Source organism: Acinetobacter sp. UBA5984 (genome assembly GCF_002429925.1).
Classification (GTDB): domain Bacteria; phylum Pseudomonadota; class Gammaproteobacteria; order Pseudomonadales; family Moraxellaceae; genus Acinetobacter; species Acinetobacter variabilis.
In genome coordinates, this window is sequence record NZ_DJBE01000072.1 from 16,578 (window position 1) to 42,946 (window position 26,369).

27 protein-coding genes are annotated in these 26,369 nt (G+C 43.8%); 14 read left to right on the forward strand and 13 right to left on the reverse strand.

Going from position 1 to position 26,369, the window contains the following annotated elements; translation table 11 throughout:
- Positions 1-216 precede the first annotated feature (216 nt).
- On the reverse strand, positions 217-1,086 hold the full coding sequence (locus tag B3J29_RS11745; RefSeq protein WP_005232358.1) for a LysR family transcriptional regulator: 870 nt from the start codon (positions 1,084-1,086) through the stop codon (positions 217-219).
- A 185-nt stretch (positions 1,087-1,271) separates the two neighbouring features.
- Positions 1,272-1,508, reverse strand: a complete 237-nt coding sequence (locus tag B3J29_RS11750; protein WP_005232356.1) for a DUF2061 domain-containing protein — start codon at positions 1,506-1,508, stop codon at positions 1,272-1,274.
- A 262-nt stretch (positions 1,509-1,770) separates the two neighbouring features.
- Between B3J29_RS11750 and leuC the strand changes: the two genes are divergently transcribed.
- From leuC to leuB, 4 genes are all read left to right on the forward strand, one after another.
- Entirely contained in the window at positions 1,771-3,204 is a 1,434-nt protein-coding gene (leuC, locus tag B3J29_RS11755; RefSeq protein ID WP_286965603.1) for a 3-isopropylmalate dehydratase large subunit, read from the forward strand.
- 21 nt (positions 3,205-3,225) lie between these two features.
- Positions 3,226-3,876 carry a 3-isopropylmalate dehydratase small subunit gene (leuD, locus tag B3J29_RS11760; protein ID WP_005232352.1) on the forward strand — a complete coding sequence of 217 codons (651 nt, stop codon included), beginning with the start codon at positions 3,226-3,228 and terminating at the stop codon, positions 3,874-3,876.
- A gap of 87 nt (positions 3,877-3,963) precedes the next feature.
- Positions 3,964-4,527 carry a hypothetical protein gene (locus B3J29_RS11765; protein WP_005232350.1) on the forward strand — a complete coding sequence of 188 codons (564 nt, stop codon included), beginning with the start codon at positions 3,964-3,966 and terminating at the stop codon, positions 4,525-4,527.
- Between the two features lie 41 nt (positions 4,528-4,568).
- Complete coding sequence (gene leuB, locus B3J29_RS11770) at positions 4,569-5,648, forward strand: 3-isopropylmalate dehydrogenase (RefSeq protein WP_005232348.1); 1,080 nt, start codon at positions 4,569-4,571, stop codon at positions 5,646-5,648.
- A 64-nt stretch (positions 5,649-5,712) separates the two neighbouring features.
- On the opposite strand, the gene B3J29_RS11775 is transcribed toward leuB, so the two are convergent.
- The 4 genes from B3J29_RS11775 to infA all read right to left on the reverse strand — a co-directional run bounded on the left by B3J29_RS11775 (position 5,713) and on the right by infA (position 7,072).
- Entirely contained in the window at positions 5,713-6,126 is a 414-nt protein-coding gene (locus tag B3J29_RS11775) for a hypothetical protein (RefSeq protein ID WP_286965606.1), read from the reverse strand.
- Positions 6,127-6,315: 189 nt separating this feature from the next.
- Positions 6,316-6,477: a hypothetical protein gene (locus B3J29_RS11780; RefSeq protein ID WP_158651681.1), complete on the reverse strand. Its 162-nt coding sequence runs from the start codon at positions 6,475-6,477 to the stop codon at positions 6,316-6,318.
- A gap of 32 nt (positions 6,478-6,509) precedes the next feature.
- Positions 6,510-6,710 (reverse strand): hypothetical protein, encoded by a 201-nt coding sequence (locus tag B3J29_RS11785; RefSeq protein ID WP_005232343.1) that lies wholly within the window; start codon positions 6,708-6,710, stop codon positions 6,510-6,512.
- Between the two features lie 140 nt (positions 6,711-6,850).
- Positions 6,851-7,072 (reverse strand): translation initiation factor IF-1, encoded by a 222-nt coding sequence (gene infA / locus B3J29_RS11790; RefSeq protein ID WP_001284370.1) that lies wholly within the window; start codon positions 7,070-7,072, stop codon positions 6,851-6,853.
- A 232-nt stretch (positions 7,073-7,304) separates the two neighbouring features.
- On the opposite strand from infA, the gene B3J29_RS11795 reads away from it, so the two are divergent.
- Positions 7,305-8,312 (forward strand): AraC family transcriptional regulator, encoded by a 1,008-nt coding sequence (locus B3J29_RS11795; RefSeq protein ID WP_004781856.1) that lies wholly within the window; start codon positions 7,305-7,307, stop codon positions 8,310-8,312.
- Positions 8,313-8,438: 126 nt separating this feature from the next.
- Here the strand turns inward: B3J29_RS11795 and truA are convergent, their stop codons facing one another.
- From truA to asd, 5 genes are all read right to left on the reverse strand, one after another.
- Positions 8,439-9,236: a tRNA pseudouridine(38-40) synthase TruA gene (gene truA, locus B3J29_RS11800; RefSeq protein ID WP_005232340.1), complete on the reverse strand. Its 798-nt coding sequence runs from the start codon at positions 9,234-9,236 to the stop codon at positions 8,439-8,441.
- 18 nt (positions 9,237-9,254) lie between these two features.
- On the reverse strand, positions 9,255-10,226 hold the full coding sequence (locus B3J29_RS11805) for an asparaginase domain-containing protein (RefSeq protein WP_034169948.1): 972 nt from the start codon (positions 10,224-10,226) through the stop codon (positions 9,255-9,257).
- A gap of 46 nt (positions 10,227-10,272) precedes the next feature.
- Entirely contained in the window at positions 10,273-11,601 is a 1,329-nt protein-coding gene (locus tag B3J29_RS11810) for a fimbrial protein FimV (RefSeq protein WP_286965609.1), read from the reverse strand.
- A gap of 65 nt (positions 11,602-11,666) precedes the next feature.
- Entirely contained in the window at positions 11,667-13,271 is a 1,605-nt protein-coding gene (locus tag B3J29_RS11815; protein ID WP_034169858.1) for a hypothetical protein, read from the reverse strand.
- A gap of 138 nt (positions 13,272-13,409) precedes the next feature.
- Positions 13,410-14,528 carry an aspartate-semialdehyde dehydrogenase gene (gene asd / locus B3J29_RS11820; protein WP_034169859.1) on the reverse strand — a complete coding sequence of 373 codons (1,119 nt, stop codon included), beginning with the start codon at positions 14,526-14,528 and terminating at the stop codon, positions 13,410-13,412.
- Positions 14,529-14,716: 188 nt separating this feature from the next.
- On the opposite strand from asd, the gene B3J29_RS11825 reads away from it, so the two are divergent.
- A complete protein-coding gene (locus B3J29_RS11825) occupies positions 14,717-15,847 on the forward strand; it encodes an endonuclease/exonuclease/phosphatase family protein (protein ID WP_286965613.1) in 1,131 nt (376 codons plus the stop codon).
- A 335-nt stretch (positions 15,848-16,182) separates the two neighbouring features.
- Positions 16,183-16,590: a GNAT family N-acetyltransferase gene (locus B3J29_RS11830; RefSeq protein WP_034169861.1), complete on the forward strand. Its 408-nt coding sequence runs from the start codon at positions 16,183-16,185 to the stop codon at positions 16,588-16,590.
- 40 nt (positions 16,591-16,630) lie between these two features.
- Here the strand turns inward: B3J29_RS11830 and B3J29_RS11835 are convergent, their stop codons facing one another.
- Entirely contained in the window at positions 16,631-17,566 is a 936-nt protein-coding gene (locus tag B3J29_RS11835) for a lauroyl acyltransferase (protein WP_034169949.1), read from the reverse strand.
- A 123-nt stretch (positions 17,567-17,689) separates the two neighbouring features.
- Complete coding sequence (locus B3J29_RS11840) at positions 17,690-19,597, reverse strand: ATP-binding cassette domain-containing protein (protein WP_034169862.1); 1,908 nt, start codon at positions 19,595-19,597, stop codon at positions 17,690-17,692.
- Positions 19,598-19,636: 39 nt separating this feature from the next.
- On the opposite strand from B3J29_RS11840, the gene B3J29_RS11845 reads away from it, so the two are divergent.
- The 7 genes from B3J29_RS11845 (at position 19,637) to B3J29_RS11875 (ending at position 26,366) form a co-directional block, all read left to right on the forward strand.
- On the forward strand, positions 19,637-19,882 hold the full coding sequence (locus B3J29_RS11845; RefSeq protein WP_034169863.1) for a SlyX family protein: 246 nt from the start codon (positions 19,637-19,639) through the stop codon (positions 19,880-19,882).
- 225 nt (positions 19,883-20,107) lie between these two features.
- Positions 20,108-21,109, forward strand: a complete 1,002-nt coding sequence (locus B3J29_RS11850; RefSeq protein ID WP_286965619.1) for a hypothetical protein — start codon at positions 20,108-20,110, stop codon at positions 21,107-21,109.
- A 19-nt stretch (positions 21,110-21,128) separates the two neighbouring features.
- Positions 21,129-22,058, forward strand: coding sequence for a PIN domain-containing protein (locus B3J29_RS11855; protein ID WP_286965621.1), 930 nt, complete (start codon positions 21,129-21,131; stop codon positions 22,056-22,058).
- A 71-nt stretch (positions 22,059-22,129) separates the two neighbouring features.
- On the forward strand, positions 22,130-22,579 hold the full coding sequence (locus B3J29_RS11860) for an ammonium transporter (protein WP_005232313.1): 450 nt from the start codon (positions 22,130-22,132) through the stop codon (positions 22,577-22,579).
- Between the two features lie 31 nt (positions 22,580-22,610).
- Positions 22,611-25,253 carry a type I DNA topoisomerase gene (topA, locus tag B3J29_RS11865; RefSeq protein ID WP_104426635.1) on the forward strand — a complete coding sequence of 881 codons (2,643 nt, stop codon included), beginning with the start codon at positions 22,611-22,613 and terminating at the stop codon, positions 25,251-25,253.
- Between the two features lie 124 nt (positions 25,254-25,377).
- Positions 25,378-25,575 carry a hypothetical protein gene (locus B3J29_RS11870; RefSeq protein WP_005232309.1) on the forward strand — a complete coding sequence of 66 codons (198 nt, stop codon included), beginning with the start codon at positions 25,378-25,380 and terminating at the stop codon, positions 25,573-25,575.
- Positions 25,576-25,607: 32 nt separating this feature from the next.
- Positions 25,608-26,366, forward strand: a complete 759-nt coding sequence (locus B3J29_RS11875; protein ID WP_005232308.1) for a hypothetical protein — start codon at positions 25,608-25,610, stop codon at positions 26,364-26,366.
- Positions 26,367-26,369: the final 3 nt, after the last annotated feature.

The following is a 26,369-nucleotide window of genomic DNA, read 5'->3' on the forward strand; positions in this document are numbered from 1 at the left end:
TCTTCGAGCAGGTCATGAGAAGAAGATAATAAAGTTTTGGAATCAGAAGATTTGATCTGCATTCTGTGCTTCCTTGAGTACGTTTTAATTTTTCATCTTCAGGAAAATGAATTTGATGCTTTTAAAAGTACTTGAAAGGAAGTGACAGATGCGATGTATTTAGGTAACAAAATGCTGCACCGATATTGATGCAGCAGAGAAATGTGAAAATTAGTTTTAAATTGACGGGCCTTGCATCAGTTGAACCAATGCTTCAGCTGCCTTGGATTGAGTACGACCCGGATGCCAGACCATACCGAGCTGACGGTTCATTTCCAGATTCAGATCCAGTTCTTGCAGGTCATGATTGACCAGGGTTTTGGGTAAGACTGACCAGCCTAAACCAATCGAAACCAGCATCCGGATGGATTCAAGCGGGTTATTGCTCATGGTCGTTTTCGGCTTGATACCCTGTTTTTCAAACTCGGCCATAGTAATCTGCGTGGTATAGGTCTGCGCAGAAGGTAGAAGGCTCGGGTAATTCACAAGATCTTCAAGAGACAGGTTTTTTTGCTGAGCCAGCGGATGGAACGGCGCTACCACAAAAACCAGAGGATCATTCCAGATGGTGACATATTTCAGACGTTCATCACCATGCGGTGGCAAGGTCAGGAAAGCCAGTTCCAGATCACCCGCCATCACCTGTTCATGTGCCTGTTCTGAATCTACAAAATGTACATCTAGCGTCACATTTGGATATTGCTGTACATATTCACGCAGATGGCTCGGTAAGTGATGCAGGCCAATATGATGACTGGTGCCAATTTTCAGTTTACCTTGTACCTGACCCTGTTCATGACTCAGGGTATAGTGAATATCACCCAGCTCGTTCAGCCAGTTTTTTACCTTAGGCAGCAGGGAATGTGCCGCATGAGTAGCCTGTACACCACGGCCCGCAGATTCAAATAATTTCACCCCGAAATATTCTTCCAGACTGTGAATACGTTTGGTCACAGCCGGTTGGGTAATAAAAAGCTGATCTGCAGCCAGAGAAATCGAACCTGTTTCCATGACTTTTACAAAGGCTTCAAAAGCTGCGAGATTCATCTTGATCACCTATAAAGTTTTTTTATGCTTAAGTTTATTATTGTAATAATTTAAGAATAAATCAAAGTAAAAATATAGAACTCTTGGTTTAATGTTGAATTAATACACATTTTTAAATGTTTTATTTTATGTCATAAAAAAAGCCACCGAGGGTAGGTGGCTAAAAGAGGAAGATCGACAAAAAATTATGCGGTGATTTCCTCATCCTGTTGCTGGCGTTTTGCTTCCCAGATTTTCTCGTGGAAGAAGAAAGCAACCGCCTGTACAGTCGGTTCTAATAAACTCAAGGCAATCGCCATGGTTAAACTGCCTGTGACAAAATAGCCCACTAACATCGCAACGGTGATGTGCATGATGTAATAGCTAAATGTCTTTTTGAACATGCGCTGATTGTTTTCTACGAAACGTTGAATATGTGCCATGTGGATCTTCCTCAAAACAGATAATTTGTGCCGATGAGGAAATAATAATAATTCTCATTTAATTTGTAAAAACGAATATTTTTAATAAAACGATCGGAAAATTAGATTTATAAAAAGAGAGCTAAACTATGATTTAATTTAAGTTTTAAAAGATTCCAAAAAGTTTTTTAACTAATAAAAATGATAAATTAGATTTATGTGAATGCAGCGATATAATCAAAATTAGCGAAAGAATTTACCCAGTCCAGTGGAGCACATCGACATGGCAGGCGAGACCCAAACAGCAAAAACATTATACGATAAGTTATGGGATGATCATTTAGTAAAACAACGAGATGATGGTTCAGCTCTACTTTATATCGACCGTCATTTATTGCATGAAGTGACTTCACCACAAGCCTTTGAAGGCTTGCAACTTGCTGGCCGTAAGCCATGGCGTTTAAGTGCCAACATCGCAACACCTGACCATAACGTACCGACCTCTAAAAAAGAGCGTGAGCAGGGCGTGGCTGGGATTGAAGATGATACTTCACGTATCCAGGTACAAACCTTGGATGACAACTGTAAGACGTTCGATATTGTTGAATTTGATATTAACGATATTCGTCAAGGGATCGCGCACGTTGTAGGTCCTGAACAGGGCTTAACTTTGCCAGGTATGACCGTTGTATGTGGTGATTCACATACCGCGACACATGGTGCATTTGGCTGCTTGGCACACGGGATTGGGACATCAGAAGTTGAACATGTATTGGCGACCCAATGCTTGGTTCAAAAGAAAATGAAAAATATGTTGGTACGCGTTGACGGTAAATTGGGTCAGGGCGTAACACCGAAAGATGTGGTTTTAGCCATTATCGGTAAAATCGGAACTGCGGGCGGTACAAGTCACGCGATTGAGTTTGGTGGCCAGGTATTCCGTGACATGTCGATCGAAGGCCGTATGACCGTATGTAACATGGCAATTGAAGCGGGTGCACGTGTCGGTATGGTCGCAGTCGATGAAAAAACCATTGAGTATGTCAAAGACCGTCCATATGCACCGAAAGGCGAGCAATGGGATCAGGCGGTTGCGTACTGGAATACCTTGCATTCTGATGAAGGCGCGCACTTCGATACAGTTGTGGTGTTGCAAGGTGAAGAGATTGAACCACAAGTCTCTTGGGGGACTTCTCCTGAGATGGTGATTCCGGTGTCTCAAGCGGTTCCAACTTTGCAACAGGCCAAAGATGATGTACAGCGCAATGACTGGAACCGTGCTTATCAATATATGGGCTTAACTGCAGGTCAGGCTTTAGCAGATATTCAGTTAGACCGTGTATTCATCGGTTCCTGCACCAATTCACGTATCGAAGATATTCGTGCTGCGGCTGAAGTGATCAAAGGTCGTAAAGTGGCTTCTAGCATTAAACAGGCCATGATCGTTCCGGGTTCGGGTTTGGTGAAACAGCAGGCAGAATCTGAAGGTTTGGACAAAGTCTTTATCGAAGCTGGTTTTGAATGGCGTGAACCAGGTTGTTCTATGTGCTTGGCAATGAATGCTGACAAATTGCAGCCAGGCGAGCATTGTGCCTCAACTTCAAACCGTAACTTTGAAGGTCGTCAGGGTAATGGCGGTCGTACCCATTTGGTAAGCCCAGCCATGGCTGCTGCTGCAGCGATTGCCGGTCACTTTGTTGATGTCCGTTCATTTTAATTGGTACGCAGGAGCAGAAATATGAAAGCTTATACCGTTGAACAAGGTATTGTTGCACCCTTAGACCGTGCCAATGTCGATACAGATTTAATTATTCCAAAACAGTTTTTGAAATCGATCAAACGTACCGGTTTCGGTGAAAACCTGTTTGATGAATTGCGTTATTTGGATGAAGGTTATCCAGGTCAGGACAACTCGGTTCGTCCGATTAACCCGGACTTCGTATTAAACCAGCCACGTTATCAAGGTGCATCGATCTTAATTTCACGTGCTAACTTTGGTTGCGGTTCAAGCCGTGAGCATGCGCCCTGGGCCTTGAATGAATACGGTTTCCGTACTGTGATTGCGCCAAGCTTTGCTGATATTTTCTTTAATAACTGTTTTAAAAATGGCATGTTGCCGGTGATCTTGCCGGAAGAAACGGTTGATCAGTTATTCAAGGAATGTGCAGCAGCTGAAGGTTATCAGTTAACGATTGATCTGGAAGCGCAGGAAGTTCGTACACCAAATGGCGAAAGCTTCAAGTTTGAAGTGGACCCATTCCGTAAGCATTGTTTGTTAAATGGTTTGGATGATATTGGCTTAACTTTGCAGGCGGCAGATGATATTCGTGCCTACGAAGAAAAAACCAAACAATCACGCCCATGGGTATTTGCTGAAATTCATTCATAAAACAGCAAAAATTGTCATGGCATGACTGCGAAGGCCTTGCTAATATCAGAAGATTATTAATTTTTTTGATAGGTTAATACAGACATCATGGCAACGTATTGGAAACAGTGGCTTGCTCTAAGTGCAGTATCAGTGCTGATGACCGCGTGTCAGAGCATTGATACCTTCAAACTTAAACATGCCAAAGAAGATGCAGAAAGCAAATCCAATGCTTTGATTTATTGTGCAGGCACACCGGATTGTCAGTTTGAACGTTTAGATCGGACCATGATTGTGGATGAGTCCACCAAGCGAATCAGCCCAGAAGCGCTAGATCAGCGTCTGGTTCGTTTGCAGGCCAAAAACCTGAAACAGGATAATCCGATTTATTTATCTGTGCCGGAAGGGCAGCATGAACTGGTGGTGCGTTTCTATCCGATTAGCAAGGATAAGGCTGAGACCTTGCATCTGTTCCAGCAGTTTAAGGCGAATAAACGCTATACCTTGAAAATGTTCCGTGACCGAAATGCACGTAGCACCAGTTTATTAAATGCCTCTGCACCTGATCCATTGTGTGTGGACCTGTTGCAAGAGCAGAAAGTGATTCGTCGTTTTTGCAAACCCTATAATGTCATCAATGGCATTGCAGAGTTTGTAGAAAAAAAAATTTAACCTAGTCAGGTGGATGCCTGACCTTATAAATGGAAAAGCTCATGTCTAAACAAATTTTGATTTTAGCTGGTGACGGTATTGGCCCTGAGATTGTAAAAGCCGCAGAACAGGTGCTTACACGAGTTAATGAAAAATTCAATCTGGGTTTAACATGGGAACAAGGTCTTTTAGGTGGTGCTGCGATTGATGCACACGGTTCACCTTATCCAGAGGTAACCTCTGAACAGGCGAAAAAAGCAGATGCAATTCTGCTCGGCGCTGTAGGCGGTCCAAAATGGGATACGATTGAGCGTTCAATCCGTCCAGAACGTGGCCTGTTAAAACTACGTAGTGAGTTGAATCTGTTTGCGAACTTACGTCCAGCGATTCTTTATCCACAATTGGCTGATGCCTCTAGCTTGAAACCGGAAATTGTCTCTGGTCTGGATATCTTGATCGTACGTGAATTGACCGGCGGTATTTACTTCGGTCAGCCACGCGGGATCCGTGAACTGGAAAATGGCGAAAAACAAGGTTTTAACACTGACGTTTATGCAGAATCTGAAATCAAGCGTATTGCCAAAGTTGCGTTCGAACTTGCTGGCCTGCGTGACGGTAAAGTATGTTCAGTCGATAAAGCCAACGTGCTTGAAGTGACTGAGCTTTGGAAACAAACCGTGACTGCACTGAAAGAAGAGCAATATCCAGACATTAACTTGTCTCATATGTATGTAGACAATGCTGCGATGCAATTAGTACGTGCGCCTAAGCAGTTTGATGTGATTGTGACTTCAAACCTGTTCGGTGACATCCTGTCTGATGAAGCTGCAATGCTGACTGGTTCAATCGGTATGTTGCCATCAGCTTCATTGGATGAAAATGGTAAAGGGATGTACGAACCTTGCCATGGTTCTGCACCAGATATCGCAGGTCAAAACCTGGCAAACCCATTGGCAACCATTCTGTCTGTAGCCATGATGCTGCGTTATACCTTCCGTGAAGAAGCGGCTGCAAAAGCTATTGAAGATGCGGTAGGTAATGTTTTAGACCAAGGTCTGCGTACGGCTGACATCATGTCTGAAGGCATGACTAAAGTGGGTACGGTGGAAATGGGTCAGGCAGTTGTGACTGCATTGAATTAAGTTACTCAGTATTTCTACGTAAAAAACGCAGCCTTGAGCTGCGTTTTTTTATGACTGATTTTGATTAACAGGTTCGACCCGTAAGGCTGAGAGAAGTTGCAATATTGTCTTTAAGCAAAAAGGTAATCTTGCATTGCAAATTCACATCATACCCTGATGCAGGACTCACAGTGACTGGAACCGGAACTGTGCCTGTACCTGCTGCCGGAAATTGGGCAATCGGTAAGGGCACGGTCACAGGACGTTCTACGACATAGCTGAGCTGTTGGGAGCTGAGCTCAGGTTCACTGATTTGCTGATAACCCAAACGTTTCAAATCTAAATTGCGATCAATATACTGGCTGCTCTGGCCAATAAATTGCTGTAAATAAGCTTCACGGTCGGCCTGGCTGATCGTGGGTGTCTGTGCACACCCTGACAGACCGAGCAACAGGATGCTCAAGCCCAATACCAGAGGAGTCCCTTTGCTTAACAACATCACATCACTCCTACTCAAGGAACGCTTAAAAACAGTGTAGTAGCAAAGTGTGAGAGGAACTGTTGTAATTTATTATTAGGTAAGACAACAATAATCAGGCAGTTAGATGTTAGCTGTAGCCATCAAATCCAAGACAACTTAGAATGTTCTTATATTCACTTCAAAATGAATAAAAAGCAAAAATGAGTATTAACAGGCACGTCCGCTATATTGCACGGATTGGGCAGTCCCTTGTTCTAGCTGTAAATGAATCTGACAAGGCATTTCAACCTGATAACCCGGGCCGGGTGCAGTTGCGAGTCGTACAGGGGCACCTATACTGACACTTTGCTGAATGGCGGGTGTTCCCAACGGAAGTTAAATGGTGCGAAGTACGGTATAACTCAGACGTTTTCCGTTTGTACAGGTGCTTTTGAGGTCTTAAAACCGAGTGCAGTTAAATCCAGATCCTTGCGAATTGACTCTGCAGATTGGCCGATATATTGCTGTAGTTGCTGATCTAGTTGTCGTGATTTTGTCGAATTGGTAGTGGCGCAGGCACTCAGGCTGATTCCTAGGATCAGAGAAAACAAGATTTTTTGCATGAATGATTCACTGTTTTTATTAGAGGAAAAATAGAAATGATTGTCTTCGAATGCAGTATAGGGAATGTGCAGGGGAATTGATATAAAAGAAAAGGCAATAAAAAAGCCACTGGATGAGTGGCTTTTGCTTCCGCTAAAACTTAGCGCGCACGGTATGTGATACGACCCTTAGTCAAATCATAAGGAGTCATTTCGACCTTCACGCTATCGCCAGTCAAAATACGAATATAGTGTTTACGCATTTTACCAGAAATATGGGCAATTACTTCGTGACCGTTTTCTAAACGTACACGGAACATAGTATTAGGAAGCGTCTCGGTGACAACGCCTTCGAACTCGATGAGTTCCTCTTTATTGGCCATAGCCTACCTGAATGAATAAATTGGAAAGGCGCAAATTATAGTCAATTTTTTCGCAAAACACAAGGTGTAATGGGCGTTAGACTGATCATCTGTCAGTAAAATAAGCGAAGTATGAGTTTAAACTTTTTTAACTAAAAAGCGTATGGTATCTGTTGTCAGTTTGGTCAATCACAGTTAATCTAATTTCAATCTTTTTAAGTATAAATGAAGTACATACAAGGAAGGTTTTTGAGTGAGTCAGCTAACGGATGCATCAGTCGTATTGCGTTTAGGCTATCAGGCGATTCGTCGTGCAGGTTTGCCAACAGAAGAACTTCTGACGAAAGCAGGAGTCGCTTTAAATCAGGTGGAGACCAATGACCGTACTCCGCTTAGTGCTCAGTATGCCTTCTGGGTTGCCGCAGAAGAGGTCAGTAAGGACCCGGATATCGGATTGCATCTGGGTGAACATTTGCCACTCTATCGCGGACAGGTGATTGAGCATCTGTTTATTTCATCAGAGAATTTTGGTGAAGGCTTGAAACGTGCACTGGCTTATCAGCGTCTGATCAGTGATGCCTTTCATGCCAAGCTGGTGGTCGAAGATGATCGCTGCTATCTGACCAATGGTGAACAGCCTTTTGCTGAAAGTCTGGTCAATCGTCACTTTACCGAATGTGCGATGTCAGGTGTGTTGCGTTTCTTTAAATTTATTACTGAAGGCCGTTTTGAACCGATCTATATCGATTTTAATTTTTCCAAAGGCGCGGCAGATGAAGAATATTTCCGGGTTTATGAATGTCCGGTAAGTTTGGGGCAGAAAGAAACCCGTTTGTATTTTGATCCAAGTATTCTGGATTTTCCACTTTGGCAGGCAGAACCGGAACTGTTGCAGCTACATGAACAGCTGGCGATTGAAAAATTACAGGAACTGGCTCGTTACGATTTAGTCGGGGAAGTGCGTCGTGCAATCGGTTCTACTTTAGAAAGCGGTGAAACGACTTTGGAAACTGTAGCCGCTCAACTGAATATTACTCCACGTCGTTTACGTACTCAGCTCAGTGAGGCTAATACTAGTTTCCAGCAGATTCTGTCCGATTATCGCTGTCGTCTGGCTAAACGTTTATTAGCGAGTACCAATGAAAGTGTTGAGCGTATTGTTTATCTGACTGGATTCTCGGAACCGAGTACCTTCTACCGTGCCTTTAAACGCTGGACCAATGAAACACCAGTGGAATATCGGAAGCGGAAGCAGCGTTAATTACCATCCTAAGTCCCTCCTTTCTTGCGCTTCAGCTTAAAGCAGTGCTTAAGCTTTGCTCAGGAGGAGAGTTCCTCCCTTTTTAAAGGGAGGTTAGGAGGGATTTAAAAATTAAAAATAATTAGCTTATTCCGGCATATTCAACCAATATGGACCCAAAGGTATTTTGGGTAAGTCAAAATGCTCTGGATATTCAGCCTGAATAAAATACAGACCGTCCGGTGGTGCGGTAACTCCGGCTGCTTTACGATCTTCTGCTGCAAAAATATGGTCAATATGGTCAACCTCATACATGCCTTGACCGATTTCCAGTAAACAGCCCATGATATTGCGTACCATATGATGCAGGAAGCCATCCGCCTGAATATCTAGAATCAGATAAGGCCCATGCTGGATCAGGCGGCAATGACGTACATGACGTACCGGCTGATTGGACTGGCAGGCTGCTGCACGGAAACTTTCAAAGTTATGCGTGCCTTCAAACTTTGCAGCTGCCTCAATCATCTTTTTGACATCAAGTGGATAGTAAATATGCGTGACCTGTTTATGCAGCAAGGCAGGGCGTACCGGATGGTTATAGACAATATAGCGATAACGGCGTGCCTGTGCTTTAAAGCGTGCATGGAAGCCATTATCCATCTCCTTGATCCATTGGATCGAGATATCCTTAGGTAACTGGCTATTTGAGCCCATTAACCAGCCTCGTTCAGAACGCAAGGCATGGGTATCAAAATGTGCAACCATATTCGTCGCATGCACGCCGGCATCGGTTCGGCCTGCACCATGCAGAATAATCGGTTTATCGGCAATTTTGCTGAGTACCTTCTCGATGGTTTCCTGAACACTGATTACGCCCGGCTGTTGAGTCTGCCAACCTCGATAATTCGTTCCACAAAACTCAATTCCCACTGCAAAACGCTGCATAATGACCTCAAAACCTGACTAATCGTACCAATGGGCATGCCATTGCTCTACCGTGTCATATTGTAAATACATTTTTAGGGCTTTTGCATAAAGATCAGCATGGCCATAACTTTCATTGAGCAGAATTTTGCAATCATGCACCCATTCAGCAATGGCATAACGCTGATCGGTGGCACCAAAAGGCACTTGAGTAGTTAAGACCGAGATACAGCCTTTGGCATAGAGCTGATTGATGAAATCTACGATCTCTGGATTGACGGCCAGATTGCCGGTTCCAAAACCTTGCAGGAATAGGAAGTGTGGCGGATGGGCTAAAATATTTTTCAGATTATTGAACTGTTGGACTAAATCAATCGGCTGCATCATCAAGCTCATGCAGTTAAAATCTGGAGCTTTGGTAATATCGTCTGCCGTAACCTGACAACTTTGCTGGTTGGCCCGAATAGCGATATGAGCGTCCAGACCAGTAAAGGCATTCAGCTCAGTGGTATGCTGCTTTAAGGCAGTTTGAGCATGAATCAGTTGCTGATGAAAAGCTAGATAAACATTTGCATTACACTGAGTTACCGAAGCGAGCGCAAAGCTCAGATTGTCCATGGCATCGCTAAATTCGCGTTGCGCATCGCCTTCAGCATTCAGGAGGGGATACTGGCTGCCAGTCAGCACAATATGAGCTGAATTCCCCATAAAATGTGCCAATACTGCACTGGCATAGCTCAGAGTATCTGTCCCGTGAATAATCACAAAATGTTGTATCTGCTGTTCAGATTGCAGATTTTGGATAAATTGCACCAGTTCTAACCAGTCTGTAGCAGTACAGGCACTACTGTCCTTAATCACAGGAGCGCAGTAATACTGAATCAACGGTTGATCCGTAGCAAGCAGCTGTTCCAGTTTTGGAATAAATAAATCGGCAGACATAGGGGAGAGCGGGTCACCGACACAGCCAAAGGTGCCGCCCATATAAATCAGTGCAATATCTTTCATCATAAAAAAAGCAGCCAAATGTGACTGCTTTAGTGTAAAGGGAAATTGATTAAGATGCGATTTGATTCAGCAACTGATCGGCTTGCTGACGTTGTGCTGCTGTATATTCAGCTTCACGTTCAGCAATGACTTCACGGGCAGCTGCATAAGCGCCTAACTGGATATATTGCTGTGCCAGCTCCAGGTTAAGGTTCGCTTCATTAACTTCCATCAGCTCCGGGAAAGACTGCACCAATGGATCATGTTGATCGGTTGCTGTATTTACTGGCGCTGTCGGAATCTCAAAATTCACCCCTGTAGAAACAGGAGCTTCTTTTACAGCTTCGATATTATCAAGTTTGAAATCTAGTCCAGATGTTTCAGTCGTAGCAGGCGTTTCAGTTGCAGGCGTTGCAATATCAAGGCCAGAAAGATCAAACTCAGTCGCAGGTTCGGCTGTTTTTTCCGCAGCAGGTGCTGGAGTGTCTAGAGAGAAAGAAAAATCTAAAGGCTGGATTTCTTCTGTTGTTGCAGGCGCTGATTCTGTTTCTAAAGATACAGATGGTTCAAGCTCAAGCTTAAAATTCAGAACCGGTGCTGACTCAGTTGCTGCTGTTGGAGCAGTCTGGGTTTCAGCAGTACTCATCTGAAGATCAAATTCAACTGAATTATCTGATACAGGCGAAGCTTCTTCCGTTTTTACTGGCTCAGCCGCTGGAATCTTCGGTTCAAAGTTGAACTCTAAGGGTTGGATATCAGGTACTGGTTCCGCTACAGCAGCTGGTTTGCTTGGTTGCAGTTCCTGTTGTAATGCATCAAATGCCTGTTCGTTTGAAGCAGGAGTGGCAACCAGGTCTGCAAAGGCATCTGTAGAAGGTTTGCTTTCCTGTACAGGAGGGGTTTGTGGCTGAGCACTTGGGAAATCAATAGTATCCTGAACAGCGACCGAAGAGTTTTCAAACCCACGCTTTTTGACCTCAGCCTGAGCCAGAATATCTTCCAGTTCCAGAGAGCGAACATGGTTAATCAGCTGTGAAATCGCAAATTCATCTTTTTGCAGGATATGAATGTCGAGTAGCAGTAAATATAACTCATGTTGAGAATTATCGCGATTCAGTGCCTGATTGATTTGAGCTTCAGCTGCAAAGAAATTACGTTCCTGAATCAGACCTTCAATTTTCTTGCGTGTTTCTGCTGATAGAGGCGTTGCTGATTTTTTAACGACTCCGGCTGGCTCGACCACTTTGGTTCTTTGTGAAGTGGATTTTGACGCAGCGCCAGGTTTTTTCGCTTTTACAGTTTTAGTTTTTGCTTTATCTGATTCTTGAGCATCTTGTCGTTTTTTTACGACAATTAATACGATGATCAATATCACTAATGGAATCACATAAATCAGCATGTTTTACCCCTTGGGGATAGAGTCCTTAAGTTCGCCTATCCCAATAAATCGTCATGTGTAACTTTTTAATTAATTGGCTTTTTATCTGCCTGTTGTGCTTTAAGCTGCTGCTGCAGCTGGGCAAGACGAGCATTTAATAATTGAATTCTGTGATCCTTCTGATTGAGTGCCAATTCTAGTTCAGTTACGTTTCTCTTTAATTTAACGGTTTTTTCACGGGCTGTCATAACTTTTAATGACAACTCTTTCGAAGTTCGATTTTCTTTTGTGTTTGAGTTGGCAGAAACCTGGCCGGAATCACGCTGATTCTCGGCAACCAGGCTCATTTCTGCCTCATTCAGACGATATTTGGTTTTTGCAGCAGGTTTGGAGGGTACTTGAACAGACTTAGTCGCTGCGGCCTGTATCGGAGTTTTCGCAGTATGAATGGTCGCTAAATTAAGCGCTACACCTTTACGCAAGCGGTTGGCATCACCCCCAATAAAAGCATGTTCATTTTCACGCTTGATCTGCTGCATGACCTCACTCACTGGACGCTGCTGTTCATTGGCAATCCTGGAGGCAATGCCCCAAAGCGACTCATTTGACTGTACCACATAGGTCGGTTTGACCTGGGTTGAGGTGCTTTGCTTGATGGCTGCCAGCTGTGCCTGAGTTTTAGCCGCTAAATTTGGTTTGTCCTGTGCAGTGGTAGATGCCGCCTGCTTGCGTGCCTGCTGTTCTGCATATTTTTTGACAAGTGGATCACTGGACACCATCTGGTTTTCAGTGTTTGTCGGTGCAGAAGCTTGCGCTGAGGCTGTATTTTTATTTGTTGGGACTACTGCAACTTCAGCTGGTTTTGTTTCAGCCTGAACTTTTGTCGCTGCAGCCTGTAAGTTTGGCGTTACATCTACTTGAGTTACAGCCGTGTTGATTGCTTTGGATGGAGTATTCACTGGCGCAGTGTTTACAGTACCAGCTTGCTGTGAACTATGACTTGTCGCTGCTACCGCAGTTTCAGTATTAAGTTTTGTTGGGCTTGTGACTTGAGCTGCAATACTCGATGTCGGCTCATGGGTCACAGCAGCTATCGCGGTTTTAGAGATAGAGCTGGCTGATAATGCAGGAGGTGCTGTGTTTTGCAAGGCTAACGGTTTTTCTGCCCCAAACGAGGTGGCTGGCTTGGATTGAGCATTGGTATAGCGCGTACTCACCGGTAAGTTTAGGGCAATATCTTTTTCACTCACGACTACGACAGGCGCGAGTGGCTGTTCATTCTGTTTCAGGCTGGCCTGTAACAAATCAGTTTTAGGTCTTAATGCAGTACGGATATGCTGTAGGCGTGCTGCATTGCCTTCCTTGATTTTTACAATGATATTTAATTCACGATCAGTGACCGGGCGCGAGGAGGTAATGGTAATAACCCCAGTACCATTACTGTTGCGACGGGTGAAAAAATTCAAATGACCCGGTGGCTGATGCGATGCACCCAGAGAAATCAGGTCTTCTGGCGAGGCTAAACTTACCTCAATGGGCAAGTTAATATCTGATTGACGGAAATTCATTTCCGCATAAAGCAATTCCCCAGGTGCAGACTGGATTTGTACCGGATCTACATTAATCGCATAAATATTTTGTGAAGCAACAATGGCTAAAATGGCAAGCTTTAATTTGTTATATACAGTCATCTGTGAGCTCAGTCATTATCGCATAGCGAAAATTATAGATTAACGGGATGTTTGTTTTTTGTAAAATACTTACGCAATAGTTACACAAAAAAGCCGATCAATAAAGATCGGCTTTGTGCTGTATTTCCTGACGGAAACTTAAGAATTTTTATAATCAATCAAGATACGCAGCATACGGCGTAAAGGTTCTGCAGCACCCCAAAGTAACTGGTCACCCACTGTGAATGCACCTAGGTATTCTTTACCCATGTTCAGTTTACGCAGACGACCAACAGGTACAGTTAATGTACCAGTGACTGCGACAGGAGTCAGATCAGTCATTGATGCTTCACGAGTGTTTGGCACAACTTTAGACCAGTCATTTGCATTTGCAATGATATCTTCGATCTCATCCAGTGAAACGTCTTTGCGAAGTTTCAGCGTTAATGCCTGAGAGTGACAACGCATTGCGCCGATACGTACACAGTGGCCATCAATCGGTACGATCTGCTGGTTACCCAGGATCTTGTTGGTTTCAGCCTGACCTTTCCATTCTTCTTTAGACTGGCCACTTTCCAGCTGCTTGTCGATGTATGGAATCAGAGAGCCTGCTAAAGGTACACCGAAGTTTGCAGACGGGAAGCCTTCACCACGTTGCAATTCAGCAATTTTAGAATCAATGTCCAGAATTGGAGAACGTGGATCATCTAACAAGTCTTTGGTATTGTTATATAAATAACCCATACCAGTAATCAGCTCACGCATGTTTTGCGCGCCAGCACCCGAAGCTGCCTGATAAGTCATTGAAGTTGCCCATTCCACCAGATTGTTCTGGAACAGACCGCCTAAGCCCATCAACATCAGAGAAACGGTACAGTTACCGCCCACGAAAGTTTTGGTACCTTTGACCAGACCGTCTTTGATCACATGCATGTTCACCGGATCAAGTACGATGATTGCTTCATCATCCATACGCAGGGTAGATGCTGCATCAATCCAGTAGCCATCCCAGCCTTCAGCTTTCATTTTCGGGAAAACTTCAGTGGTATAATCGCCACCTTGACAGGTAATAATGACATCCATTTGCTTCAGACTGTTAATGTCTGTTGCATCCATAAGTGCTGGGGCAGTCTTACCACCAAATGCCGGAGCTTCACCACCCGCATTACTGGTAGAAAAATAGAATGGCTCAAAATGAGCAAAATCATTCTCTTCAACCATACGTTGCATAAGGACGGAACCCACCATCCCGCGCCAACCGACCAGACCTACTTTCATGTCACTTTGCCTCGGTGCGTTAAAAAATCAAAAGGGATTCGAGTGTATCAAAAAGGGACGTGACTGCAAGAGCTACACAATCAAAACATCAATATTCTTGAGCGAAATATCTGCTTTATGATACATACAAAATTGATAAAGCAATTTTTCTTTTAGAAAAAATAATAACTTAGTAAAGAGTGTATCTTATGGTAGGGTTTATCCAGATCATGGCAATCGTGGTCATCTGGTTAAGTTTCTGGTCGCTGATTCCCCGAGATGAATGGTGGATTCGTGGTGCAGATTTTCCACGTTTACAGATTCTGGTGCTGGGCTTCATTGCCTTTGTTCTTTTTCTCCTCGTCGATCACCCATGGACAGCCTTCAATCAGCTGCTTTTTGTTGGTTTGATCGCAGCTTTGGCGTATCAGCTGAAAATGGTGCTGCCTTATACCTTTGTCTGGAAAAAACAGGTCAAGCAGGTCAAGCAGGATCAGCTGGATCCGGATCGTCAGATTTCCCTGATTGTCTCAAATGTCCTCACCACCAATACCAAATATCATTTACTGATTGAACAGATCCAGACCCATCAGCCAGACTTGGTCTTAACGCTGGAAACCGATCAGGCATGGCAGGATGCACTGGCCGTCATTGAGCCAGATTATCCCTATCGGGTGCCCGTACCTCTGGATAATCTGTATGGCATGCATCTGTACAGCAAACTTGAGCTGAGTGAAACCGAGGTTAAATTTATTCTGAGTGATGAAATTCCCTCGATTCATACCAAGGTCATGTTACGTTCCGGACAGCCGGTACAGCTTTATTGTCTGCATCCGAAACCTCCAAGCCCAACTGAAGCTAAAGATTCAACCTTACGTGATGCGGAACTGCTGATTGTAGGGGATCAGATTAAGGATCTGAATGAAAGCTGCATTGTGATGGGAGATCTGAATGATGTGGCCTGGTCACGCACGACACGTTTATTCCAGCGTATCAGTGGTTTGCTGGATCCACGTGTCGGTCGACGCTATGTAAATACCTTCCATGCCGATTATCCTTTATTACGCTGGTCGCTTGACCATGTGTTTCACAGCACCGATTTCGCTCTGGTGCATATGGAGCGTTTAAAACACGTCGGGTCAGATCATTTTCCGGTTTATCTGGTTTTACAAACTGGGCGGGTATTTGAGCATCATCAGGAAGCGCTGGAAGAAACGGATCAGGATGAGCAGGAAGCCAAAGAAGCGATTCAGGAAGGAATTGAAAAGGCAGAGAAAGAAGAGAAAAAAGTCACTGATAAGATTGCGATGGCTTATAAGAATGAGGAGAAATTCCTATAGTTTTAGCTGAAAAGTGTACGATATTGCTTACAGCAGTTTCCGCTTCTTGCGAATGGGCAGTACAGAGGAATCCACGTATTCTAAGCTCATCAGCACAGGGAGTCGAGAAAGGATATTCTCATAAGGAAGACGAAGCTGAATGAAAACATCATGGAAATGATGCTGAAAGGGAAATCACAACAACGAAGAAGCAATTATAACATATGAAAGCACAACCTCATTAACCTGGGTTTTACAGGATGTAGAACCCGGGTTAAATTATTTTCGGCTTATTTTTTATTATAATTATTTGATTATTAAAATAAAATTTAAATTAAAAAATGGATATTACCTGAATGGAAGTTATGATTCCCGATCATGATTCAGTTAATGAATCCGAAGTGCTACAGCTCTATCTAGTCAATCAATGGTCAGCTGCAGAAAAACCTCAATTACTTTTACAGGCTTTGCAGCATTCTCATAGTCTGGTGACGGCACGTATCAACGGTCGGCTGTTCGGCTTGGGAAATGCGATTTCAGACGGTTATCTGGTGGTGTATTTCCCGCATTTATTGGTTCACCCAGAGGTGCAGCGACAGGGCATTGGTCGTCTGATCATGCAAGAAATGCTGCAACGTTATTCAGGATTTCATCAGAAAATTCTGGTAGCTGATCAGCATGCCACTGAATTTTATAAAACTCTAGGTTTTGAGCGTGCAGGGCATACACAAGCAATGTGGATTTATCAGGGAACCGATCATTGATTTTTCTTGCCAATAATACCGTTCATATTAATTCTAGTTCTTAATAGATTTTATCGTAGCCTTCAGGACGGGTCTTAAAGCGACGATGGAACCACATATATTGCGTCGGTGCAATGCGCAACTGGCGTTCAATAATCAGATTTACCCGGGTTGCATCATTGACTTCATCCGCACTTGGCAAATTCTCTACCGCAGGTTCGATCAATACACAGTAGCGTGGATTTTTAATATCCCCAGTCCGGTAAAAATAGAGTGGAATGGCAGCAGCTTTGGTTATTTTGAGTAAGCGACGATGTGCAGTTACTGTGGCTGCAGGTACCCCAAAAAAGGGCGCCATTACGCCTTGTTTTAAACCAAAATCCTGATCCGGACTGTACCAGATAGCATGGCCATTTTTCAGGTTACGCACCAGACCGCGCATATCATCATGGTCAATCTGGTTGACATAAATGGTGGCACGGCAGCGGTAAATCAGCATATCGAGCAAGGGATTATTTTGTGGTCGATACACCACATCCGGCTCAAAATACTGTGCACATAAATAACCGCCGGCATCCAGTAAAGTCGAGTGGGTGCCAAGCAATAAAGCCCCTTTACCTTCTGCCTGAGCCTGCTGGATATGTTCCAGCCCTTCAATCTGTACCCGGCCTTTAAACCATTTTGGGCAATACCAGGCATTCAAGGTCTCAAATACACCGAGCATCTGGTCAATAAAGACCATACGGGCATTGTCCTGAACTTCTTGAGCTGACCATTCCGGGAAACAGACTTCCAGATTGCGAAGCGTGGTTTCACGGCGAGATTTCAAATATTTAAATGCCATCTGGCCGAGTAGATCTGCCAGACGATGCTGAATCGCCCAAGGTAAGATGGCCAGAATCATCAGAAATACAATACCCACCCAGATACCCCAGTATTGCGGTAACAGGAATGACCATTGAAATTCACCGGGTTGGTATTCTGGCGTTCGACTCATAAATTCAATATTTAAAATCAAAGATGTCAGCAGTGTAGCAGAAGAGCTTTTTGAAATAAAAAACTGCAAAATAAAAAAGCACCTGTATGAATACAGATGCTTAGTGACTAGGCGATTTAAAGATTAACCTTTGGTCATATTTTCCAGTTCGTCCCAACGTTCCATTTTTTCCAGCAAAATCTCATCAATTTCGCCTAAACGTTCAGAGGCTTTGGTCGCTGCTGCGGCATCTGTGACAAACCACGAGCCATCCGCCAGTTTGTCGGAAAGTTCAGCTTGTTCTTTTTCCAGTGCTTCAATTTCAGCCGGTAACAGTTCCAGTTCACGCTGATCTTTGTAGCTAAGTTTTTTCTTTGGCGCAGGTGCTACAGGTGCAACCGCTGCTTCAGCCTTGGCTTGAGCTTTTTTGACTGCCATTTTCTGGTCAACCACAGTCTGATCTGGACGTTGTTCCAGATAATCCTGATAGCCACCGACATATTCATCAATATTACCTTTGCCATCAAAGACCCAAGTCGATGTGACGACATTGTCCATGAAGGCACGGTCATGCGAGATCAGTAGCAAGGTGCCTTTGTATTCCGCTAGCATTTCTTCCAGCAGTTCCAGCGTTACCATATCCAGATCGTTGGTCGGTTCATCCATCACGATCAGATTTGATGGTTTCAGTAATAGTTTGGCGAGCAGAATACGGTTACGTTCACCGCCAGATAGAGCTTTAACTGGCGTACGGGCGCGTTCTGGCGAGAACAGGAAATCTTGCAGATAGCTGTAGATATGACGACGTTGACCATTTACATCGACATGATCTGAACCTTCAGAAACATTATCTTTAACTGATTTTTCCAGATCCAGCACATTACGTAGCTGGTCAAAATAAGCAATTTCCAGCTGGGTTCCGGTTTTGACTGTACCGCCATGCTCGATTTCTCCCAGAATGGCTTTGATTAGTGTGGTTTTACCGACACCATTATCACCTACCAGACCAATACGGTCACCACGCATTACCAGCGCCGAGAAATCATTAATGATCGGTGCATTGTCACCAAACTTCACGCTCAGATGTTCAATCTCGAACACCACTTTACCTGAACGCTGTGCTTCCTGAGTTGACATGTTGACTTTGCCTTGCTGGAAGCGGCGTGCTTTAGACTCTTCACGTAATTCTTTCAGAGCACGAACACGACCTTCGTTACGGGTACGGCGCGCTTTAATACCTTGACGAATCCAGGCTTCTTCTTCAGCCAGTTTTTTCTCGAACAGGGCATTTTGTTTTTCTTCTGCTTCCAACTGCTGAGCTTTTAGGTCGAGGTAACGTGAATAATTGCCTTCATAGCTACGCAAAATGCCACGATCCAGCTCGACAATACGGGTCGCAATACTGTCCACAAAGGCACGGTCATGCGAAATAAACAGTAAGGTCAGGTTGTTTTGTTCTAGCAGGAATTTTTCCAGCCATTCAATACTTTCGACATCCAGATGGTTCGTTGGTTCGTCGAGTAACAGCACATCAGGTTGAGTGAGCAGGGCACGTGCCAACAGAACACGGCGTTTACGGCCACCGGATAAATCAGCCAGATCCGCTTCCGGATCCAATCCCATTTTACTCAGGATTGAATTAACCTTAGTTTCCAAAGCCCAGCCATCCAGCTGATCCATCTGATGCTGCAAATGTCCCATGCGGTCACAGGCTTCCATATCACCGAGCACGCAAGCTTCACTGGCTTCATGATAGGCACGCAACACTTCTGAAGCTTCACCGGCGCCATCAGCAACAATATCTGCAACCTTGCCGGAATCCATTGGCACGTCTTGGGCCAGCATGGAAATGGTGATGCCATTTTGTAACGAAACTTCACCACTATCCGGGAGTAAACTTCCTTCAATCAGTTTAAGTAAGGTAGACTTACCCTCACCATTACGGCCAATCAAACATACTCGTTCACCGCGTTCCAAATTAAAGTTGGCGCCGTCGAGCAAGGCAGGTCCGCCAAATGCCAGTTGGACATCCCTTAAAGTAATATAGGCCATAATGTTAATGTTTCCTGAAATCCCAAATGAGGACTTAAAATGACTAAACAACAAAATCTAAATGATCAGGCGTCATTTTCCGCACCCATTGAAGATTTGCAAGTGCGAATTGCATTTTTAGATGATTTAGTTGAAGAGCTGAATCAGCAGGTCACTCGCCAGAGTCTGGAAATTGCCGATTTAAAAAAACAAATGCAGTTGTTATATCAACGTGTTGAGTCTGCAGATTTGTCCGAAGGGATTGATGCTTTTGATCCGGTCACCAACCGTCCACCGCATTATTAATTTACAAATAATTTTTAAAAAGAAAGCAAAAAGAAAGCCCTCCAGTCGTGAGGGTTTTCTTTTAAGCAGGTGAAGCTCGATAAACCTAAACCAAGTCACCACTTTTACTTCGTCCAAGATGATCTTTAAAATCTAAATATCGTCATGGAAGGTGGAAACTATTTGACCTTTCACACACTTCCTACTCTAATAGTATTTTTCTAGCTCAGTTTTTAATCTTGCCTTATGCACCAAAAAGTTGTCCTTCTTGATCTCGAAAATAACTTTCCTACAGCCAAACTGTTACGTGACATCGTTAAACATTATCCGACCTTGTATCTGTTTAACTGTGCCGGAAAATTCGAGTTTGCTCTAGAAGAACTGACTGAGTTGGCCAGCTGGATCAGCAGCGGACAAATTATTATTCTGGATGTCCTGGAAGCAGAGCATAAAGAATATGAATATGCCCTGATTTTGGGTCAGCTGATGGCTTTGCTGGAAGTAGATACTCATGTCGAGCTGATTTCAGCCATGGATAGCAGTGAAATGCTGATGAAAATGCTTCAGGCTTCGGATATTGATTGCAGCCTGATTCAGGTGCTGCCAGAGGATGCATCCACAGGGGCTCAAGATAAACCTAAAATCCAGTTGCCAAGTATTGAAGCCATTAAAGCAAAACCGGCTTTGCAGCTGGTGAAAAAGTACTGTGATGCGCTCGGCAAGATGAGTGGTAAACCGACCACGCTCGAAACCTTAAAAAATTCAGTCACCAATATTCTGCAAGTTTTACCAGGCAAAGCGCAGCATGTAGTTGGCATGCTGATTAATCTGAAAATAGTCAAACGTTATGACGAGCAGATCAGTTTCCGTAAAAAAGTTTTGAAACAGTGGGTGCAACTAGATCTCAATGACAACCAACCTGCTGAAAAACGAGCTTTGGATCAGGTAGTCTCGAAGCTCAATACTGAAGAGCCTGTGGTTGAACCTGCTCAATCTCCAATCCAGTCTGCCCAGCAAGGTCTGTTCAAAAACTTTAATAAAATTGATCCGGTACAGCTCGAAGTCGCACGCAAGCTGTGCGAATTACAGGGAAATAAGCCTAAAGATATTTATGAATTACGTGATTTACTCGAGCAGTTATTTCCACAGTCAGATGTCCGTCTTTTACTTAAAGAGTTGATTGAAAAAGGATATATTTATTGGAATGGTCACGAAGTGTTATATAGTCATGAGATGTTTCTAAATTAGAATAATCTCATGAGGGCATATGAAAAAAATACTGTTATTGGATATTGAAAACTTACCCAAAACTGAAACAGAGCTCCTTCAATATCCTGCCCAATATCAATATGTTTATCTGGTCTATGCCAAAACGCCCATGGGGTTTAGTCTAGACGGTGTCGTCAGGCTTGCACCTGCAATCAGTGCAGGAAAACTAAAAGTCCTGAAGATGCCTAAAATAGGTAAAGACGCTGCTGATTTTGGCCTATGTTTTATTGCTGGACAGCTTTCTACCCAATATAAAAGCTCTGAAGTTTGCTTCGAGATTATGTCGAATGACTTTTCTATGGAATATGTGGCGGACTTACTTAAAATTGCCAAATTTCAGGCTAAAGTTATTTCAGCTAAACCATTAGTCAATCCAAATATTGCTCAGCAAATAAAAGCAGAAATAGACATTCAAAAACTGATTTTTCAATACTGCTCCAATTTAGTAAGAAGTAACTTTTCTAAGCCTGCAAAAGTAGAAAGTTTAATCAACTCGCTTAAAGCCAATTTAAAAGTGGAAGAAAAATGTGCTCAGCTTTTAGTGGATGAGTTAATCAGAATAAAAATTATTAAAAATCAGTCTAGTAAACTTCAATATCAGACTGCAGCAATTGAAAAATTTTATAAACAGCATTTAGCTACCGTCGAAACCGTCGAAACCGTCGAAACCGTCGAAACCGTCGAAACCGTCGAAACTCAAGATGAAGTGACTGAAAGAAAATTAAGTCATTTACGTCTGCGCCTGATGCCTTATCTCAATGTTGTTGCAGAACGTCGGCCTAAATTTATTGCCAGTTTCGAGGTGTTACTAGAGCGATGCGTGCCTAAGGAAGAGGTCCGAGAATCATTCAATTTACTCATCAAACATCAGCTAATACAGTTAAATAAACGGGAAATTATTTATAGTCCGCAGCTGCTGGGAAATTAAATTTATCCAGCGGTGCTTGCCTTTTATAGCGGGCTTATGCAAATCTAATATAAGAACATAAAGGTTGAACTATGGAAAATACCGGAATCTGGGTGGCAGTTGTCATCATCGTTTTCGTACTGGGGTCTATTTTTGGTCTGCGTGTGAGTCCTAGAGAAAAGGCATTAGGACTCATGCGTGATAAAGCTCGCAAGATGGGCTTACATCCACGTCTGGTGGTTGCACCTGACTGGACTAATATTCCCAAGGTGACTGAAAGTCGTGCCAGTATGGTGGCCTATTATAGTGTGCTGCTTCCAGATGCCCGTTTACCGCTGATGCGTGCCCGCGTGGTTGATAACAAACTTGAACTGGTGCATGGGGATGACAAATTTAAAGATTTTCCCATTGCATTAAAGGGCATTTATGCTATTGATATGCAGGCAAACTGTGTAGGACTCTATTGGGATGAAGAATCTGATCTTAGAGCCACACAACTTGATGACATCAAGGCACTATTACATTCTTTGGCTGAACTTTAATTTTAGAAATAAACAGGATTAAACGGTTAATATGGCGAACGCTCCTCGGTCCACATCAAAAAGCAGCACGGCGAAGTCTTCCGACGCTGGAAGTAAACGTGCCTTGGTGATTGTGGAGTCGCCTGCAAAAGCGAAAACAATCAACAAGTATCTCGGTTCAAACTACATCGTAAAATCTTCGGTGGGTCATGTGCGTGACTTACCGACGGGCGGCTCTGCGAAAACTGCAGAGAAAAAACCGGTGACCCGAACCAAGCTGACTGAAGCAGAAAAAGCAGAAAAATCACAGCAGGCGTTGATTAACCGGATGGGTGTCGATCCAGAACATGACTGGAAAGCCAAATATGAAGTCCTTCCGGGCAAGGAAGGCGTAGTCGCTGAACTAAAAAAACTGGCATCGCAAGTCGATGAAGTGTATCTCGCAACGGATTTGGACCGTGAAGGGGAAGCGATTGCCTGGCACTTAAAAGAAGTGATCGGCGGCGATGATTCACGCTACCAGCGTGTAGTCTTTAACGAAATTACCAAAAATGCCATTCAGGAAGCGTTTAAGCAACCATCTCGTCTAGATACCAATAAGGTCAATGCCCAGCAGGCGCGCCGTTTCTTAGACCGTGTCGTCGGCTTCATGATTTCACCACTGCTCTGGGAAAAAATTGCCCGTGGTCTGTCTGCGGGACGTGTACAGTCTGTCGCTGTAAAGCTGGTCGTGGAACGCGAACGTGAAATTCGTAAGTTCATTCCGGAAGAATACTGGCAAGTATTTGCTGATACCAAAGCGAAAAAAGATGACATTCGCCTGGAAGCAGTGAAGCAAAATGGCAAGACCTTAAAGCTGCACAATAAAGCTGAAACTGATGCTTTGTTGAACCTGATCAAAGATGCCGAATACAAGGTGATGAGCCGTGAGGATAAACCAACCAAGGTCAATCCAAGCGCGCCGTATATCACTTCAACGCTACAGCAGGCAGCCAGCACACGTTTAGGCTTCTCGGTGAAGAAAACCATGATGCTGGCGCAGCGCCTGTATGAAGCTGGTTTCATTACCTATATGCGTACTGACTCCACCTTCCTGAGTGATGATGCAGTCAATATGGTGCGCGGTCATATCGAGTCTGAATACGGCGAGAAATATCTGCCAGCCAAGCCGAACCGTTATGGTAATAAAGCCGGTGCGCAGGAAGCTCACGAAGCCATTCGTCCATCTAATGTCGCGCTGAAAGGCGATAGTCTTGCTGGAGTGGAACGTGATGCACAGCGTCTGTATGACCTGATCTGGCGTCAGTTTGTGGCCTGTCAGATGACACCTGCTGAATATTTATCTTCTACGATTTTAGTCGATGCCAATGGTGTCGAGCTGAAAGCCAAAGGTCGTACCTTAGTATTTGATGGTTTCACCAAAGTTCGTGGTCAGAACAAATCTGATGATGATGTATTGTTACCGGCAGTGAAAGTCGGTGAAGTGCTGAAGCTGGAAAAACTAGATCCATCTCAACATTTTACCAAGCCACCGGCACGTTTTACTGAAGCATCTTTAGTCAAAGAGCTTGAGAAAAAAGGTATTGGTCGCCCTTCGACTTATGCTGCCATTATCTCGACCATTCAGGATCGTGGTTACGTAAAACTGGAGAACCGTCGTCTCTTTGCCGAGAAGATGGGTGAGATCGTTACTGACCGTCTAGATGAAAGTTTCAATAATCTGATGAACTACGACTTTACTGCAGACCTTGAAGGTCAGCTGGATAAAGTGGCAGATGGTGAGCGCAACTGGAAAGATCTGTTAGACAGCTTCTATGGTGATTTCAAGAAACGTCTAACCAATGCTCAGGGTGAAAACGGCATGCGCCGCAATCAGCCTGTAGAAGTTGAAGCAGTCCATTGTAAAGAATGTGACCGTCCGATGCAGATCCGTACCGGCACAACAGGTGTCTTCCTGGGCTGTTCAGGTTATAACCTGCCACCGAAAGAACGTTGTAAAGGTACATTGAACCTGACTCCGGTTGAATCTCTGGCAGCACTGTCTGATGATGATGCCGCTGAAACCGCTGATCTGATGTCGAAGAAACGTTGTCCAGTCTGTGGCACTGCAATGGACAGCTATGTGATTGATGGCGGCCGTAAACTGCATATTTGTGGTAATAACCCGGACTGTACAGGTTATGAGCTGGAAGAAGGCGAATTCAAGATTAAGGGTTATGATGGCCCAACCATTCCATGTGACAAATGTGATGGTGAAATGCAGCTGAAAACTGGCCGTTTTGGTCCATATTTTGCCTGCACCAGCTGTGAAAATACCCGTAAAGTCTTAAAGAATGGTCAGCCTGCACCTCCGCGCGTTGATCCGATCAAGATGGAACACCTGCGTTCAACCAAGCATGACGATTTCTTTGTTCTGCGGGATGGTGCCGCAGGTCTGTTCCTGGCTGCGAGCAAGTTTCCGAAAGTCCGTGAAACTCGCGCACCGAAAGTGGCAGAACTGCGTACTGTGGCGGATCAGCTGGATCCAAAATATCAGTTTATTCTGCAGGCGCCAGATGTGGATCCTGAAGGGAATCCAACTCTAGTGAAATTTAGCCGTAAGAACCAGTCTCAATATATTGGATCAGAAACCCCGGAAGGCAAGCAAACCAAATGGTCGCTGGTTTATCAGGATGGCAAATGGGTTGAAGCCTAAGCTATAAGACATCAAGAAAATGCTGACGAAAGTCGGCATTTTTTTATGACTAAGTATTTTTGATCAACACAGTTCTAGGATATTCTAGGCGTTAAATAATAAAAGATTAAAATAGGAATCATCCATGATTTGGCTAGATAAATTCCTGTTCTTAAGTATCGGATTAGGATCTATCCTGTATTTCATGCTTGGAAAGATTAATGAAATGGGTATTCCTATGGATCGGGGAATGATGATTATTCTGGTGATTATTATGTCGCTGGTTACTTTGAGCTGTGTTTTATATCTGCGCTCTGAAGATCAAAAAACGAAACAAAAATAACTTTTAAATAAACTATATATTGGCATGTTCATATGTGGAAAAAAATCCGAATCCTGATTTTATTGATGATTTTATTTGTGGTGGCAGTAAATGCTTATCGAGATCAGAATCAGGACTGGAACAAACCAATCTTTGTTCTGTTGCATCCGATCAATGCAGATGGATTGGCGACTACACAGCAATATATCCAGCAATTGTCTGCTCAGGATCTAAAAGGGACACAAGAATATCTGGAAAAAGCGGCCCAGCAGTACCGTGGACAGCCCACTTATTTTTATTTTAATCTGGGACATGAACTCAAAGAATTGCCACCTAAAGTGCCGGAGCAGGCCTCCTTACTTGGCACCATTTTATGGAGTCTGAAATTCCGTTTCTATGCCTGGCAACAGCAGCAAGGTTCAGATCCTTCCTCGAACGTTACTCTCTTTTTAAATTATTATGATCCTGCACACACCCAGCAATTAAAACATTCAACGGCTCTGCAAAAAGGCCGGATTGGTTCAGTCAATCTATTTGCTTCAAGCAGACAGTCTGACCAGAATAAGATTGTGCTGGTGCATGAATTACTGCATACCTTTGGCGCTTCAGATAAATATGATCTCACTACAGGCCAGCCGATATACCCCGTCGGTTATGCTAATCCCAATCAGCAGCCTTTATTTCCCCAAACCAAAGCTGAGCTAATGGCAGGGCACATTCCAGTATCGCAAAGCACCAGTAAAATGCCAGAATCTTTAAATCAGACTCTGATTAATGAAATCACGGCGATTGAACTTGGCTGGAAAAAATAATTA